This is a genomic window from Halovalidus salilacus, assembly GCF_031852275.1.
In the GTDB taxonomy this organism is placed as follows: domain Archaea; phylum Halobacteriota; class Halobacteria; order Halobacteriales; family Natrialbaceae; genus Halovalidus; species Halovalidus salilacus.
The window spans coordinates 2,574,354-2,589,004 of record NZ_CP134700.1 but is presented as its reverse complement, the minus strand read 5'-3'; the positions used below and the strand labels follow the sequence as shown (position 1 = coordinate 2,589,004).

The window sequence follows — 14,651 nt, the reverse complement described above, 5'->3', positions numbered from 1 at the left end:
GCTCGAGTGGTCGTCGTGGACGAGATCGGACTCGACGGCGCGGAAGACTCATTGTGTACTACATCGTACTACGACGTATACATGCCCTCGATCAGCGCCCGCATCCCCGACGAGGACGAAACCGCCCTGAACGAAGTCGCCGAATTACTGGAGGAGGACAAGAGCACCGTTATTCGAAAGGCCCTCCGGGAAGGGCTCGTCGACCTCCGAATACGGCGCGCCATCGAACTGTACCAGACCGGCGACGCGTCGGTGAACCAGGCGGCCAGGATCGCGGGAGTGAGCGTGGCCGAGTGGCTCGAGATCGCCCGCGAGCGGAATCTTACGACCCAGCTCTCGCCGGACGACCTCGAGGCGGACGTCGACGGCGCGCGGGAGTTATGACCGACACCTACGCGGACGCGACGACGCTCATCGCGCTCGGGACGATCGGCGAACTCGAGGTGCTCGCGTCGCTCGAGGGGCCGATCGTCGTCCTTCCGACGGTCCGGGACGAGGTGACGACCGAACCCGCGCGTGCCACCGTCGATCGATTCCTCGAACGCGACGGGGTGAAATCGACTCCCGAGCCCGAGTTACGGTACGACGATCGCGCGCGGAAAATCCTCGGCGAATCCGAATCGAACGGAGACGTCCGCCTGATCGCCGCGGTGCTGTCGTACGTGACCGCCGACGAACCCGTCGGGGTCGTGTCCGACGACAGACGCGTGCGGACGGTCGCCCGAGGCCTCGGCGCGACGGTGACCGGAACGATCGGCGCGATCGTCACGGCGGTCGAGGCGGGGCTTCCCGCCGACGAGGCCAAGGGGATGGTACGCCGCGTCGACGAGCACGGACTCCACATGACGGCCGAACTCCGGGCGAAAGCGGACGAACTCGTCGACGCCGCCGCGACGGACGCGGTCGAGTGACGCCGTCCGTGACAAACTGAACGTTCGCCGTGCCGAACGCGATCGCACACCCCGAACGAGGCTCGACTCGATCAGCTGTTGTACGGCTCCTCGTCCCGGTGGTGGTCCGGGTTCGCGTTCTCGAGGGCGTCGCTCTCCCGTTCGACCGTCCGCTCTTCGATGTCCTGCTTCCGCTCCGCTTCCTCCCGCTCGCGCCGGGCTTCCTCCTGTTCCTCCGCGAGTTCCTCCTCCTCGGCCTCCCGTTCCTCCTCGCTCTTCTCCTTCGCGAGTTCGACGTCGCGCCCGTGTTCGTCTTTCCGGTTTACGTCCCGGTCGTCCGCGGATTCGTTGTCGGACATCGTGATCCCGCTCGGGGCTACCGGACCTCTCTGAAAAGGGCTTGGGCTTGCGATGCCGAGTGACCTCGGCCGGTCGAGATCGTTGGCTGGTGCGCGTCAGAACGGGTTTCGCCGCCGCTCCGTTCGGGGGATTCGGCCTTCGTCACCGAGCGGCGTTCCCGCGCCCGCATCTCCCGTATCCGTCGACGAAGTCGTCCGCATTCCTTCGACGGACGATCGCTCACCGGAGCCGATCGACGGCCCACGCCGCCCGCTCTCGCACGTTCGGGTCCGGATCGACCCTCGAGAGGTCCTCGAGTCGGCCGACGGCGTCGTCGACCTCGCCGTAGCCGAGGGCCACGCAAGCGTTCGCCCGCACGACCGCGCGGTCGTCCTCGAGCAACTCGAGGAGACGGCTTCGGCCGGGTTCGATCGCCGCCGCGGGGTCGTCGACGCCGGCCGCGACGCGGGCGAGGGTGACCGCGGCCGTCGCCCGCGCGTTCGGGTCCTCGCCGTCGAGCGCCGCGACGATCGTCGGACAGCGCGGGCGTACGACCGCCGGCGCGGTCTCGGCGGCGTCGCTGAGACAGCCGAGAGCGGTGGCGTGCAGCGTCGTGTTCTCGAACGAGCGGTCGTCCTCGAGCGCGTCGGCGGCGACGGGGACGACCGCGTGGGGCTTCGCGACGTCGGCCCGGACGAGCCGACCGAGGGCCCGAAGCGCCGGAACGCCCGCGGCCTCGGCGTCCTCCTCGACCGCCCCCGCGAGCAGGGGGATCGCGGGCTCGATCGCCGTCGGGTACTCCGCCGAGAGGCGCGCGAGGAGCGCGATCCCCCACCGGTCGTGGCCGTCCAGCGACTCGAGGAGCGCGACGACCTCGTCGACGCGGTCGACGACCGCGTCGGGCCGCTCGGCCGCGACGGCGGCCAGACAGCGCAGGAGGTCCGTCCGCGCGGGGTGGTCGGGCGCGTCCGCGACGACCGAGACGATCACCTCCGCGGAGGGGGCGACGTCGTCGGGCGACTCGACCGCGAGTTTCGCGAGGCAGTACGCGATATCGAGTTGCAGGTCTTCGATCGCGGCCCGAGTGATACCTTCGGTACCGTCGTCCGATTCGTCCGTCTCGGCCGCCTCGCCTGCGCCGCCGGCATCGTCCGACGCGGTGAGGTCGGCGTCGGTCTCGTCGTCCGTCTCGGTAACGGCGGGCGCTTCGTCATCGTCCGTCTCCGTGACGTCGTTCGCTTCGCTGTCTCCCGACTCGTCGACGTCGTCCGCACCGTCTCCGCGCGGGGGGTCGTCGGCGTCGAGGGCGAGCGGTCCCGCCTCGAGCAACGACCGGAGTTTCGGCACCGTCGGCAGGTACGGCTCGGGATCGTCGTCGACCGCGGATCGGATCGCCGTGACGGCGCTTCGCAGCGTCTCGAGGTCCCCGTCGTCGAGGCGCGCGAGCATCGAGGGCAGGTCGAGGTTCGAGGAGTCGAAATCCCGTCGCTCGACCGTCTCCCCCCCGTTTCGGTCCATCGTACCCCTCTCGTATCGTACTGAGCTAAAAGGGTTGCGATCGTTCAGAACCGAGGCGAACTGGCGTTCTGTCGTCGAGAACGACCGGGCACGTTCGGTTTCGACGACCGTCGGGCGTCGACTATCGGGTCGTCCATGCGCCCGACCTCGAAAAGGCCAACCGCGTTCGAGCCGCCGGATTCGCGGCGATCAGGCGAGCCAGTCGTCGGGCTTCGTGTCGTAGTCGACGTCGTCCGCGTCGAGGTGTTCGACCTCCTCCCACGGGACGTCCTCGATCGTGACCTCGCCGCCGTCGTACCGGATGAGTTTGCCCCGCTCTTCGGGTTCCGGCTCGCGGTTGCGCCGGCGAGCGACCTCGATGTCGTGGTCGTCGGCCTCCTTGACGATCGTGAGCAGATTGACCGGCCGACCCCAGAGTTCGAAGATCCGCTTCAGGACCTCCCGGGCCTGCCCGACGTCGAGCATGACGCCGTTGTACTGGTGGCCCAGCAGCAACTCGTTCGCGTTGTTGTAGTTCCCGTCGTAGACGGCGATCGTCGGCTTCCCGAAGTTGGTGAACTGCAACAGCAGCTTCTTCTTCACGTCCTCGGCGTCGGTGCTCGAGACGTGGAACTGCCCCGTCGCCCGGGAGTGCTCGTAGGTGAAGTAGTCGTTCTCGGTGATGAACTCCTGGGTGAGGAACTCGTCCAGGAACGTCACGTCGTTGTGGCTCTCGCGGATGTCGAACATCCGGTTCCAGCCCGCCGCGAAGTCGACGTCCTCGAGGGCTTCCTCGACCGTCTCGTAGCGGGCGTCGTCGAACAGGTAGCGACCGATCCGCTCGAGTTCGTTCTGGTTCACCCGCGAGAGGAACCCGCGGTTCTGGCGTTTGACCAGCGAGTAGTGGCGCCGAGCCAGCCCCTCGAACGTCAACACCTTCCAGGGGTACCGATCGACGTCGATCTCGCCCTCGCGGGCGGCCTCGAGCGCCTCGCGGTCGATCCACTCCTCGGGCACCTCCTTAAGGGCGTCGAGCGTCCCCGACGTGATCGTGTCGATGGCTTCTGGCGGCTCGAGATGTGCGAGGACCTCGTCGACGTCGACGACGTCGGTGAGGTTGCGCCAGGTGACCCCCTCGACGCGGAGCAGGTGCTCGAGCACTTCGCGCCGGTTCGTCGTGTTTTCGACGTACTCCCACAGCTCCATGCCGAGGCTGTAGGGATTGAGCCCGGGGGAGGCGAGCACCCTCGCCATGTGGTCGGCGTAGTTGAGGAACTCGTCGTCGCCGGCGAACGCCTCGTCGGTCATCATCGTCGACTCCCAGTAGGCGGCCCAGCCCTCGTTCATCACCTTCGTCATCTTCTGGGCGGCGAAGTAGTACGCCTCCGACCGCATCATGTCGAGCACGTCGCGCTGCCACTCCTCCATCTCCACGGCCCGACCGGTCTCCTCGTCGTACTGCTTGCCGAACTCGCGGACGAACGCCAGCAGGTCCTTCTGGGGCTCCTCGGGGAAGCTCGTCGGGCCGTCGTCGGCCTCGAGTTGCTCGAGCCACTCGTCGTCGAACACCTCGCCTTTGACCTCCTCGGAGAGGCCGAGCTCGTCGAGCTTCTCGGCGAGGTCGCCGTCGATCTCCCGCGGATCGCCCTCGATGTCGAGCCGGCGCTCGAACACCCTGTGCTGGTCGATGTTGTCCTCGAGGGTGAGCGCGTTGTCGATCCACTTCTCGACCTCGGCGCGCTCGATCTCCGGATCGGACATGTAGCCGTCGATCGCCCGGGCGTGGCGCTCGAGCATGGCCGCGGCGTTCACCTGATCGTCGTCGGACCGCCCGCGGGTGAAGAGGCCGAACCACTCGTTGTTCGAGAAGAAATCGGCGTGGGCCTCGACGTGGGTGATGACCGCCTTCTGGTCGGCGACCGTGTTCGACTCCTGGAGGAAGGCGTGGGACGGGTTGTCGTTGTTGACGATCTCGAAGGCCTTCCCGCCGCCGTACTGGCCCTGCTTCTGCTGGCGGTCGTACTGCATGCCCCACCGCCAGTGGGGGTACCGGCTCTGGAAGCCCCCGTAGGCGATGAGCTCGTTCATCTCGTCGTAGTCGATGATCCAGTACTTGACGGGGTACGGCTCGAGGCCCAGCTTCTCGGCCAGGTTCCTGGCCTCTTCGACCGGTTCTTCCAGCTCGGAGGCGATCGCCTGTTTGCGGAATCTGTCTATGTTACTCATGGGTATCCCCGATGTTACTCATCGGTCTCGCCCTCCGTGGAGAGGATCTCGTAGATCGCGTCGGTCACGTCCGCTTCCTTGTTCACGTACGCCACCGCCACGTCGTCGGAATCGACGCCGAAGTGGCGCTCGAGTTCCTCCGCGTGGGTGGCGTTGATCGCGTTGCCGCTGGGCTGGGTCTCGACGTAGGCGTGGAGGTTGGCGTCGATCTCCTCCATCAGCGGGATCACGCGCTCTTCGGTGTCGTTGCTCGAGTTCTCGGAGTCGCCCGCGGCGAAGACGTACCGGTTCCAGTCGCTCCAGGGGTACTCCTCGAGCAGCTCCTTCGCGAGTTCGTAGGCGCTCGAGATCTTGGTCCCGCCGCCGCTGCGGATGCCGAAGAACTCCTCGCGCTCGACCCGCCAGGCGTCGGCGTCGTGGGCGATGTAGACGAACTCGGCGTTGTCGTACTTGCCCTGGAGGTACCAGTCCAGCGGCGTGAAGGTTCGCTCGACGAGTTCGCGCTTCTTCTCGCGCATCGACCCGGAGACGTCGCGGATGTTGACCACGACGACGTTCTTCTCCTTCTCCTCGATGATCTCGGGGTAGCGGTAGCGCTCGTCCTCCCGGCGGAAGGGGACGTGCTTGATCCCCTCCCGGCGGATCTTCTGCTGGACGGACTCGCGCTCGACGTTCTCCTCGACCTCCTCGATCGAGGACCACTTCCCGCGCTCGTCGGAGACCTCGTCGTGGGCCTCCTCGACCCAGGCCATCGAGACGGGGAGGTTCTCGCCGCGGGCCCACTCGAAGACCTCTCGAGGGGTGATGCCCTCGACCTTGCAGAGCTCGCGGAGGAACTCCTCGTCGAAGTCCATCGCGAGCTTGCGCTTGAGTCCCTCCTTGAACATCCGCTCGAAGTCGAGCGTGCTGTCGGGACCCGAGCGCGTGAGGTCGGTGAACGGACCCTCCTTCTCCTCGATCACCCGCTTACCCTTGGGCTCTAAGTCGAGACCGAGTTCCTCGTCGAGTTCCTGGGCGAACTCCTCGGGGTCCATCTCGTAGTACTCGTGCTCGCCGCCCTCCTCGCCGGGTTCGCCGTCTTCGTCGCCGTCGCCCGGTTGCGGCTGGGGCTGGCCGACGGGCTGGCCGACGTCCGGCGTCCCGCCCTGGCCCTGGCCGACCCCGCCCTGGTCGCGCCGGTCGTACTTGAACTCCGGCAGGGAGACGATCTTGACGGGGATCTTGATCTCCCCGGGGCGGCTCTGCCCCAGGTCGCCGTACTGGATGAAGTCCGCCAGGTCCTCGCGGCGCTCTTCCCCCACTTCGCGGAATCGCTCGAGGTCGTCTTTCAGTCCCATGGTCGACCCTCGCTGGTCGCGTCTGTCGCACTTGTCGTGGTCAGTCCCATCGGTAGCTCACCTGTCCCATGACGTGTCTGCTGGTCAGTTCGGCCGAGGCCTCCGAGTAGTCGAAGCGGTCGACCATCGTCTCGATCGTCCGCTCCTTGACGGCCTCGGTCTCGGTCCCGCTCGGCGGGTCGTCCCACTGGCGGGGGTCGAAGTCCTCGAAGGTCCGCTCGACGTCGTCCCAGTCGTGGCTCTCGAGGACGGTCTTGATGACGGGGATGGCCGTCAGGTCGACGTCCTCGACGGCGAAGTCCTCGTCGCGGTGCTCCCAGGCGTGGCGGTTCAGCGCCGTGATCACCTTCTCCCGGCGGAATCCTTTGACGCTCTCGCGGGGCTCGTTACCCTGGTACTCCGCCTCCGAGAAGCGCCCGAGGTGTTCGATCTCGAACAGCTTCATCTTCAGCGGGTCGGGCTCGACCTGCTCCCCGCGGTCGTTGTACAGCGGCTCCTCGGTCTCCCACGCGTAGACGTGTTCGACGTACTCGGCGACGGTCTCCTCGTCGACGCGCTTGTCGTGCATGATCGCCTCGATGACGTCGCTCTCCTGTCGGTCGAAGACGTAGTTCTTCACGGGCACGATCCGGTTCTCGAACTCCGAGCGCTCGCCCGTCGAGAACACCGGCGCGGAGGCGAGGCCGTCAGCCATGGCGTTCAGCACGTCCCGCGGCATGACGACGTCCTCCACCGGCAGGTCGGGGTGATGTCGGTCGCGGTCGGCCTGGAGCAGGTCGGCGAGCGTGTCGCGCGTGTAGGTGACGGGGATGCCGTGTTCGCCGTCGTGGGCCTCGCCGTCGAAGTCGAACTCCTCCTTCTCGCGGCGGGTGTCGCCCTCCTGGAGGTAGCCCTGGTCGTAGATCAGGGCCTTGTCCACGAGGTCGAGCCCGTTGGGGAGGTTCTCTTCGTCCAGCCGGGTCACGACCGCGTACAGCGCCGCCGCCTCGATGGCGTGCGGGGCGAACTCCCGCTCTTTCGTCTCGCCGTGACGGTCCTTCAGCGACACCGTCACCGGCTCGCGGATGCGCGCCTCGAGTTCCTCGTACTCGTCGGCCTCCCAGACCTCCGTCTCGTTCGTCAGCTCGCGGCGGATGAGCTCCGTCTCGAGCGAGAGGTTGGTCAGGTAGCCGAACTGGTGCTTGTCGAGTCGGCGTTTGAGCGCCTTTAGAGGATCCATGCCGTTTCTGTCGGCGTGCTGGTTGAGCTGGGCCTCGAGGTCGGGGTTCGAGATGATGAGCATCTGCGTGTCGACGTCCATCCCGATGCCCTTGTCCAGCTTCACCGACTGCTCGTCGGGGACGTTCAGCAGCTTCTGGAGCAGGTCGGCGTGCTGGGCGGCGTCCTCGACGATGGTGAGGACGCCGTTGCCCTGCGAGAGGACGCCGTCGTAGCTGAACGCCTGCGGGTTCTTGCGCCCGCGCGAGTCGAGTTCCTGGAGCATGCCGTGCATCCAGGAGCCGACGAGGCGCTCCTTGGGGCGACCGTCGTCCTCCGAGTGGAGGACGCCGACGCCCTGACCCACGTCGACGACGTAGTTTTTCACCCGGAGGTGGTTCTCGTCCGCGATCGCCGAGAACATCCGGTCCTCGCCCTGTCGACGGTAGGTCTCCTCGAGGTACTCGTAGGCCTCCCGGGAGAACGGGTCGAGCCTGGCGTCGACGCGGATCGGGATGTGGTCCTCGAGCGTCCCGTTCAGTTCGGCGAGCAGCGACTCGCGGACGTCGTCCGGGAACACCGACAGGGGGTGGGCCTGCACGGGACTCTCGTACCAGTGTTCGTCGTCGGACGCGGTCGGGTCGCCCCCGTAGCTCAGTCCGCGAGAGTCGGCGCTCGCCGTGTTGACGTTCCACTCGACGGTGTACCGTCGCCCCTCGGGCGTCTTCGAGTACTCCCGGAGGCCGTTGACCAGACACCGCTTGAGCTCCGACTTGCCGGTCGCCGTCGGGCCCTCGAACCAGATGATCTTCTCGTCCTTCGCGCGGCCCGCCGCGATCGACCGCAGGTCGTCGACGAACCCGTTGAGCACCTCGGTGTTGCCGAGGATGGCGTGCTCGCCGTCGTTGTGGGGGTCGTCGAAGAAGCGGTAGCGCTCATTCTCCTCGCCCTCCTCCACGACGGTCCGGGTGCCGGCGGCTTCGATCGCCTCGAGCAAGTACTTCGAGGCGTGGGAGGCCGTCGTCGGGTTCTCGAAGATCCGGTCGACGTACTCCCCGAGGCTCATCGGCTCCTCGTAGGTCTCCTCGAGGGTCCGGTCGGCGTCGCGGACGTACTCGTTGCCTCGGTCCATGACCATCTCAGTCCTCGATCTCGGCCTTCGCCACCTCCGCGCCGGCGAACTCGAGCACTTCCTTGGCGCCCTCCTCGGAGTAGCCCTGCTCCATCAGGGCGTCGATCCACGCGGAGCGCTCGTCGTCGTCGAACTCGTTCGCGCTCACCAGCGCGGAGAAGTTGATGTTGTGCTTCTTGTCCTCCCAGAGCTTGCGTTCCAGGGCGCGGCGCAGGCGCTCGTTGTCCTGCGGGTTGAACGTGGTGCCCTCGCGGGCGCGCCGGCTGACCCAGTTGGACACCTCCTGGCGGAAGTCGTCCTTGCGGTCCTCCGGCACGTCGAGTTTCTCCTCGACGCTGCGCAGGAACGTCTCGTCGGGCTCCTGCTCGCGGCCGGTGAGTTCGTCCTCGATCGTGTCGTCGTCGATGTAGGCCATCACGTGGTCCATGTACTTCTCGCCCTGGCGCTGGATCTCGTCGATGTCGTAGGCCAGCGCGTGGCGGACGTCCTCGATGGCGCGCTCGCGGTACTCCTCGCGCACCGTCTCGAGGTAGCGGTAGTAGGTTTCGAAGTTCTCCTCGGGGATCGACCCGTGGTGTTCCAGGTTCTCCTCGAAGAAGTTGAACACCGTCAGCGGGGAGAGGAAGCCGCGGCTGCGGTGTTTCGAGTCCATGATCGCCTCGGCGATCTCGTCGCCGATGAAGCGCGGCGAGACGCCGACCATGCCCTCGCCGATCTCGGCTTTGGCCGCGGCCTCCTCGCGGAGCTTCTTCACGTCCAGGTCGTCGCCCTCGTCGATCTCGCCGTTGTATGCCTTCGCCTTCGAGAGGAGGTCGACCGTCTCCGTGTCGGGCTCCTCGATCCGGGTGAGGACGCCGAACAGGCCCGCCATCTCGAGCGTGTGCGGCTCGACGTTGATGTCGGGGACGTCGGCGTTTCGGAGCATCTTCTCGTAGATCTGGGCCTCGTCCTCGTAGGAGAGGACGTACGGGAAGTCGATCCGCTTGGTGCGGTCGTTGAACGCCTCCATCTTCTCGTCGCCCTTCTTGTCCTTGTACTCCGGCATGTTCGTCCGGCCGACGATCACCTGGTCGATGTCGATCCGGGGGTTGTTCTTGGGCTTGATCGTCTGCTCCTGGGTGGCGTGGAGGAAGTCGTAGAGGAACTCCCGCTGGAGCTTCAGCAGCTCCTCGCCGGAGAAGATGCCGCGGTTGGCGTTACAGAAGGCGCCGGAGTAGTCGAACGCGCGCGGGTCGGACTCGCCGTAGATGGCGATCTTCGAGTAGTTGACGTCGCCCGTCAACTCGGTCTCGTCCTGGTTCTTCTTGTCCTTGGGCTCGAACGTTTCGAGGGCCTGTCGCTTGTTCTCGTCCGCGACGAGGCGGATGATCTCGACGTGGTTCTCGAGGACCTGCTTGAGATCGTCGTCGTAGTAGGCGAGCAGCTTGTCCATGTAGAACTCGCTCTCGGGGTCGAGCGCCTGCTCGTTCTGGATCGTGTACGGCGCGTCGAGCCGCTCGTTCAGGTCGTCGAGCACCCGCTGGCGCTGCTCGAGGGGCAGGAGGACGAGCGGGTCCTGGTTCATCGGGGAGCGGACCGTGTCGTCGGCCGGATCCTGGTCCTTGATGACGTCGCAGAGGTTGGTCCAGCGGAAGGTGTACATCCGCCCCTCCTCGCGGAGCGTGTAGTCCTCGAAGTAGCGTCGAACCTGCTTGTCGAAGTGGGACTTCCCGGAGCCGACGGGGCCGAGCAGGAGCTTGATACGACGCTCGGGCCCGAGTCGGCGGGCGCCGGATTTCACCTTGTTGACGAACTCGTGGATCGACTGGTGGATCACCTTCCCGTAGAAGGTGTTCTCGCCGTCGCCCAGCGGATCCTCGGAGGCCAGTCGGTACTCGACGACCCCCTCGGTCTCGTCGTAGGTCGTCCCGTAGTAGTCGAACATGTCCGCCACGCGCTGGTGGGCGTTGCGGGCGATGAGCGGGTCCTCGTAGGCCTCTTCGAGGTACCAGCTGAAGGGCTTCGTCTCCCGCAAGTCGGCGGGCATCGATTCTTTGTAATCTGTACTCAGCTTCTCGAGCGTCTCGATATCACCGGTCATGCTATCATTGCCAGTTGTGAGTTCCCCCTGTTCGGTCGGTGGACGCGACCGCGGTCGATCACGTCCGCGCCGGCCCCGGTCGCCCCCTCGTCGACCGCGAGGTGGTCCCTCGCCGTCGAAGCGTCGGAATCCGCCGATCCGCGTCGAACCGACTGGCATCGGCTCCTCGAGGCGGGGTGGCTCGAAGAGCGCGGGACCGCACGGGCGGCGTCGGTTTGCCGTGTCATGTGTGAGCTATCACCACTCGCCGGTGCGCGACGACCTGTTCGACGGTCGTGCGACGGTGCGCGCCGGGGACGGGCGCGGAGTGGATCGGTCCGGCGGACGGATACCGATAGTATTTAATGAGTGAGTAATCCAGCTACTTAGCCTTAACTCCAAAAAATATATATCAGGAGCTTTTTTCGACCGCGTGCTGACAGAATCGTATTGAGTCATACGCTGGCAGGGCGCGTGTTTGGGGATGGCCGGCATAAATTCGCGGCCTGCAAGCCCCGGGGCGCCCGCCCAGCGAGGTCGCGCGCGTTCGCTGGGTATATGATAGCATCCAACTCGAGTCGGGGGAGCGCGGTCGCCACCCCGACGGCCGACGACGGGGATTTAGGGGCGCCACCCCTATCGGGGGTATGACCGACCGTCCCGAGCCGTCACCTCCGGAACCCGACCGTTCGGACGCCGGACCGGCGGCGCTCGACCGTTCGCGGCTCCCCGAGAACTGGACCGTCTGGAACGAGGGCGCCGACGGCCGCCTCGTGCTCGCCTACCGGCCGGACGTCTTCGACGCCGACGCGTTCCCCGCGGCGTGTCTCCCCACCCTCTACCTGACTCACGGCGCCCGCACCCGTCGCCCGGGGACCAACCCCAACACGACCGACCGCGACTGGCACGTCACCCTCTACCTCGAGCCCGACGTCCACCTCCGGGAGACCAACCGGTTCCCCACGCGCGGAGAAGCACTCGAGTGCGTGCTCGACCTCGCCCGCCGCTTCGACGACGGCGAGATCGACTACCGCGGGATGTACCAGGTGCCGCGGGAGGACTACTTCGACAAACTCGACGAACTGACGGGACGGGGTGACGAACGCGGCGAGGAGCGATGACACCGGACCGGCTCGGACGTCGACGCCCGTCCCGGGACGTGAGGCTTAACCCGCTCCCTCGAGTACGTTTCCCCATGTCGACCGTCACCCTCCTCGGAACCCGCCTGGCCGAACCGGGGACCGAGTTCGTCTACCACGGCGAGGCCGACGCCTGCGCGGGCTGTCCCTACCGGAGTCAGTGTCTGAACCTCTCGGAGGGGACGAAGTACCGCGTCACCTCGATCCGCGAGAACGCCCAGACCCTCGAGTGCGCCATGCACGACGGCGGGGTGCGCGCCGTCGAAGTCGAACCCGTCCCCGTGAAGGCCAACATCAGGAAGAAAGGCGCCTACGCCGGCAGCAAAGCCGGTCTCATGGGGCCGTGTCCCCACGTCGAGTGCCCGAGCCACGAGTACTGCGTCCCTGACGGCGTCGACTTCGACGAGGAGCGGCGAATCCAACGGATCGTCGGCGACCCGCCGCACGACATCTGCCACCTCGATCGCTCGCTGCAGTTGGTCGAACTCGAGCCGACGGAGTGACGGCGGTCGCCGTTTCGAATTCGTCTTCCGATCGTTACGGATCCGATTTCGCGCCTACTCCTCGAGATCGCAGCCCTCGAGCCACGAACTCGCCCAGCACTCGATCTCGTCGAACACCGGTTCCAGGGACTCGCCCTTCTCGGTGAGGCTGTAGTAGGTGGCGATCGGCGAGTCCTCCTCGATGCGCCGGTCGACGAAGCCCATCTCGCCCAGGTCGTCGAGCACCCGTGAGAGGGTGCGGGCGTTCGCGCCGGTCGAGCGCTTGAGTTCGTTGAACCGCTGCTCGCCCCCGAGCAGTTCGTGGAGGACGGCCAGTCGCCACTGCGAGCCGATCTGCTCGAGCGACTCGATCACCGGGCAGGCGGCGGCGTTCTTCTCCTCGGCGTCGGTCGTCCGCGTCTCGGAGCGGGGCTGGGGGGATGACATCGGTGGCACCTACCGACGTCCACGTCTCGAAAGGCTATAGCGGTTCGGATTCGTACCTGGTAACACGAAGTTAGTTCGGCCGCCGTCCGCAGCACGGTCTGGTCCGGTCCCGGACGGCGACGAAGCCCGACGAGACCCCGATCCACTATGTCAGAAGCACCACCCACCACCGGCTTGCACCACGTGACGAACATCTGCACCGACATGGAGCGCACGAAGGAGTTCTACGAGGAGGTGCTCGATTTCCACACCGTCGAGATGACCGAGAATTACGACGACCCGGGTACGCCGCACTATTACTTCTCGTCCACGCCGGAGGGCGAACCGGGCACGACGATCACCTACTTCGAGTACCCCGACTCGAGCGGCCACCCCGGCCCGGGCGCCAGCCGCCACTTCGCGATGGGCGTCGAGGACGAGGAGGCGCTCCTCGAGTGGCGCGAGCACCTGGAAGACCGCGGCGTTCGCGTCTCGGACGTCCGAGACCGCACCTACTTCGAGAGCATCTACTTCAGCGACCCGGACGGGCTGACGATCGAACTCGCGACGGCGGGTCCCGGCTTCGGAGTCGACGAGGCGGTGCCCGGCAGCGAGTTCATCGAGCCTCCCGAGGCGGGCGGCAGGAACGAGGACGAGGGGGGATCGCGGTGAGCGACGAGACGACCCGGACGGACCCGGACCGAGCGGAATCGGCGAGCGACGCCACCGACCCCGAGATCGTCGAAATCGACGTCGAAGAACTCGAGGGGTCGCTCTACCGCGTCCTCTCGAGCGTCGTGATCCCGCGCCCCATCGCGTGGGTGAGCACCCGGAGCGAGGCGGGCGTGGACAACCTCGCGCCGTACAGCTTCTTCACCGTCGCCTCGGTCGATCCGCCGGTCGTGCTGTTCGCCCCGGTCGACGGCCCCGACGGGCTGAAGGACACCCCGCGGAACGCCCGCGAGACCGGCGAGTTCGTCGTCAACCTCGTCACCGAGGACCTCGTCGAGGCGATGAACGAGACCGCGGCGACTCTCCCGGCGGAGGAGAGCGAGTTCGACCGGGCAGGCATCGGGCGCGTCGAGTCGACCACCGTCGCCCCGCCGCGGGTCGGGGGCGCGAAGGCCGCCTTCGAGTGCACCCTCCGCGAGCTGATCGACGTCGGCGGCTCGACGCTCGTCCTCGGCGACGTGCAGTACGTCCACCTCGACGAGTCCATCGTCGATCCGGAGAGCGGGAAGGTCGACGTACAGGACGTCGACGCCGTCGGCCGCCTCGCCGGCAGCTGGTACGCGCACGTCGACGACCGGTTCTCGCTCGAGCGCCCGCCTTGAGCCGTCGGCGTCCGGCGTCGGTCGCGGTCGACGGCCGTCGGTCGACGCCCCGGCTTCGGACGCGGGTGTCAGTCGGCGTCCGTCAGCAGGTCCTCGAGCCGCTCGAGCGCCCGCAGACAGATCGGGACGTAGCCGACCGCCGCGGGTGGTAGCTCGAAGGCGATCCGACAGCGCGTTCGTCCGCCTGCGAGGTGGTCGACGCGGTGGTCCGCCCCGGGCAACCCGGCCACGGTCCACGACCAGCGTCGGTTTCGCTCCGAGCAGTCCGTGATCTCGAACGGGAGCCAGACGCTCGTGCGGGGAAACGGGAGCCGAACGGAGCCCGACGCGAACGAGGGTTCGACCAGAATCCGACCGACCGTTCCCGCCTCGAGTCGTCGCTCGGACGACTCGACGCCCTCGATCAACGGACTCCAGTCGGGCCAGCGGTGCGTGTCGACGATGGCGTCCCACGCGTCCTCGGAAGCGGCCGCGACGACGTGCGAGACCTCGAGTCGCCGCCCGCTCGGCGTTCGGACGGGCCGTACCTGGGTCATAGCGGGGACTACGCGTCGGCAAAAGATGGTTCTCACGCCGATCACCGGGCGGCGGTA

The 14,651-nt window shown here is 67.0% G+C and carries 15 protein-coding genes; 6 read left to right on the top strand and 9 right to left on the bottom strand.

From position 1 onward, the window contains the following. The first annotated feature begins 81 nt into the window (after positions 1-81). Positions 82-384 carry a UPF0175 family protein gene (locus RJT68_RS12765; RefSeq protein ID WP_407040372.1) on the top strand — a complete coding sequence of 101 codons (303 nt, stop codon included), beginning with the start codon at positions 82-84 and terminating at the stop codon, positions 382-384. Then, positions 381-911 carry a hypothetical protein gene (locus tag RJT68_RS12760; protein WP_407036938.1) on the top strand — a complete coding sequence of 177 codons (531 nt, stop codon included), beginning with the start codon at positions 381-383 and terminating at the stop codon, positions 909-911. The genes RJT68_RS12765 and RJT68_RS12760 overlap by 4 nt, the downstream gene beginning before the upstream one ends. Before the next feature lie 71 nt (positions 912-982). On the opposite strand, the gene RJT68_RS12755 is transcribed toward RJT68_RS12760, so the two are convergent. The 7 genes from RJT68_RS12755 to RJT68_RS12725 all read right to left on the bottom strand — a co-directional run bounded on the left by RJT68_RS12755 (position 983) and on the right by RJT68_RS12725 (position 10,925). Continuing rightward, positions 983-1,249: a hypothetical protein gene (locus RJT68_RS12755; RefSeq protein ID WP_407036937.1), complete on the bottom strand. Its 267-nt coding sequence runs from the start codon at positions 1,247-1,249 to the stop codon at positions 983-985. Positions 1,250-1,469: 220 nt separating this feature from the next. Continuing rightward, positions 1,470-2,747 carry a HEAT repeat domain-containing protein gene (locus RJT68_RS12750; protein WP_407036936.1) on the bottom strand — a complete coding sequence of 426 codons (1,278 nt, stop codon included), beginning with the start codon at positions 2,745-2,747 and terminating at the stop codon, positions 1,470-1,472. A gap of 189 nt (positions 2,748-2,936) precedes the next feature. Beyond that, complete coding sequence (locus RJT68_RS12745; RefSeq protein ID WP_407036935.1) at positions 2,937-4,952, bottom strand: SpoVR family protein; 2,016 nt, start codon at positions 4,950-4,952, stop codon at positions 2,937-2,939. A gap of 14 nt (positions 4,953-4,966) precedes the next feature. Further along, positions 4,967-6,289, bottom strand: a complete 1,323-nt coding sequence (locus tag RJT68_RS12740; protein WP_407036934.1) for a YeaH/YhbH family protein — start codon at positions 6,287-6,289, stop codon at positions 4,967-4,969. Between the two features lie 40 nt (positions 6,290-6,329). Then, positions 6,330-8,618 (bottom strand): PrkA family serine protein kinase, encoded by a 2,289-nt coding sequence (locus RJT68_RS12735; protein WP_407036933.1) that lies wholly within the window; start codon positions 8,616-8,618, stop codon positions 6,330-6,332. Positions 8,619-8,625: 7 nt separating this feature from the next. Beyond that, positions 8,626-10,698: a PrkA family serine protein kinase gene (locus RJT68_RS12730; protein ID WP_407036932.1), complete on the bottom strand. Its 2,073-nt coding sequence runs from the start codon at positions 10,696-10,698 to the stop codon at positions 8,626-8,628. Then, positions 10,695-10,925: a hypothetical protein gene (locus RJT68_RS12725; protein ID WP_407036931.1), complete on the bottom strand. Its 231-nt coding sequence runs from the start codon at positions 10,923-10,925 to the stop codon at positions 10,695-10,697. The genes RJT68_RS12730 and RJT68_RS12725 overlap by 4 nt, the downstream gene beginning before the upstream one ends. 399 nt (positions 10,926-11,324) lie before the next feature. On the opposite strand from RJT68_RS12725, the gene RJT68_RS12720 reads away from it, so the two are divergent. Continuing rightward, positions 11,325-11,798, top strand: a complete 474-nt coding sequence (locus RJT68_RS12720) for a DUF5820 family protein (protein WP_407036930.1) — start codon at positions 11,325-11,327, stop codon at positions 11,796-11,798. A gap of 74 nt (positions 11,799-11,872) precedes the next feature. Then, positions 11,873-12,319: a UPF0179 family protein gene (locus tag RJT68_RS12715; RefSeq protein ID WP_407036929.1), complete on the top strand. Its 447-nt coding sequence runs from the start codon at positions 11,873-11,875 to the stop codon at positions 12,317-12,319. A 54-nt stretch (positions 12,320-12,373) separates the two neighbouring features. Here RJT68_RS12715 and RJT68_RS12710 read toward each other — a convergent pair whose 3' ends face one another. Further along, complete coding sequence (locus RJT68_RS12710) at positions 12,374-12,745, bottom strand: winged helix-turn-helix transcriptional regulator (RefSeq protein WP_407036928.1); 372 nt, start codon at positions 12,743-12,745, stop codon at positions 12,374-12,376. Positions 12,746-12,892: 147 nt separating this feature from the next. On the opposite strand from RJT68_RS12710, the gene RJT68_RS12705 reads away from it, so the two are divergent. Continuing rightward, positions 12,893-13,396, top strand: a complete 504-nt coding sequence (locus RJT68_RS12705; protein WP_407036927.1) for a VOC family protein — start codon at positions 12,893-12,895, stop codon at positions 13,394-13,396. 65 nt (positions 13,397-13,461) lie between these two features. Further along, entirely contained in the window at positions 13,462-14,058 is a 597-nt protein-coding gene (locus tag RJT68_RS12700; RefSeq protein ID WP_407040371.1) for a flavin reductase family protein, read from the top strand. A 68-nt stretch (positions 14,059-14,126) separates the two neighbouring features. On the opposite strand, the gene RJT68_RS12695 is transcribed toward RJT68_RS12700, so the two are convergent. Continuing rightward, positions 14,127-14,594 carry an SRPBCC family protein gene (locus tag RJT68_RS12695; RefSeq protein ID WP_407036926.1) on the bottom strand — a complete coding sequence of 156 codons (468 nt, stop codon included), beginning with the start codon at positions 14,592-14,594 and terminating at the stop codon, positions 14,127-14,129. Between the last annotated feature and the right edge of the window lie 57 nt (positions 14,595-14,651).

Excerpts from the sequence above, each read along its gene's own strand:
- RJT68_RS12765 (WP_407040372.1), top strand. The coding sequence starts at position 82 with ATGCCCTCGATCAGCGCCCGCATCCCCGACGAGGACGAAACCGCCCTG.
- RJT68_RS12760 (WP_407036938.1), top strand. The coding sequence starts at position 381 with ATGACCGACACCTACGCGGACGCGACGACGCTCATCGCGCTCGGGACG.
- RJT68_RS12755 (WP_407036937.1), bottom strand. The coding sequence starts at position 1,249 with ATGTCCGACAACGAATCCGCGGACGACCGGGACGTAAACCGGAAAGAC.
- RJT68_RS12750 (WP_407036936.1), bottom strand. The coding sequence starts at position 2,747 with ATGGACCGAAACGGGGGGGAGACGGTCGAGCGACGGGATTTCGACTCC.
- RJT68_RS12745 (WP_407036935.1), bottom strand. The coding sequence starts at position 4,952 with ATGAGTAACATAGACAGATTCCGCAAACAGGCGATCGCCTCCGAGCTG.
- RJT68_RS12740 (WP_407036934.1), bottom strand. The coding sequence starts at position 6,289 with ATGGGACTGAAAGACGACCTCGAGCGATTCCGCGAAGTGGGGGAAGAG.
- RJT68_RS12735 (WP_407036933.1), bottom strand. The coding sequence starts at position 8,618 with ATGGACCGAGGCAACGAGTACGTCCGCGACGCCGACCGGACCCTCGAG.
- RJT68_RS12730 (WP_407036932.1), bottom strand. The coding sequence starts at position 10,698 with ATGACCGGTGATATCGAGACGCTCGAGAAGCTGAGTACAGATTACAAA.
- RJT68_RS12725 (WP_407036931.1), bottom strand. The coding sequence starts at position 10,925 with ATGACACGGCAAACCGACGCCGCCCGTGCGGTCCCGCGCTCTTCGAGC.
- RJT68_RS12720 (WP_407036930.1), top strand. The coding sequence starts at position 11,325 with ATGACCGACCGTCCCGAGCCGTCACCTCCGGAACCCGACCGTTCGGAC.
- RJT68_RS12715 (WP_407036929.1), top strand. The coding sequence starts at position 11,873 with ATGTCGACCGTCACCCTCCTCGGAACCCGCCTGGCCGAACCGGGGACC.
- RJT68_RS12710 (WP_407036928.1), bottom strand. The coding sequence starts at position 12,745 with ATGTCATCCCCCCAGCCCCGCTCCGAGACGCGGACGACCGACGCCGAG.
- RJT68_RS12705 (WP_407036927.1), top strand. The coding sequence starts at position 12,893 with ATGTCAGAAGCACCACCCACCACCGGCTTGCACCACGTGACGAACATC.
- RJT68_RS12695 (WP_407036926.1), bottom strand. The coding sequence starts at position 14,594 with ATGACCCAGGTACGGCCCGTCCGAACGCCGAGCGGGCGGCGACTCGAG.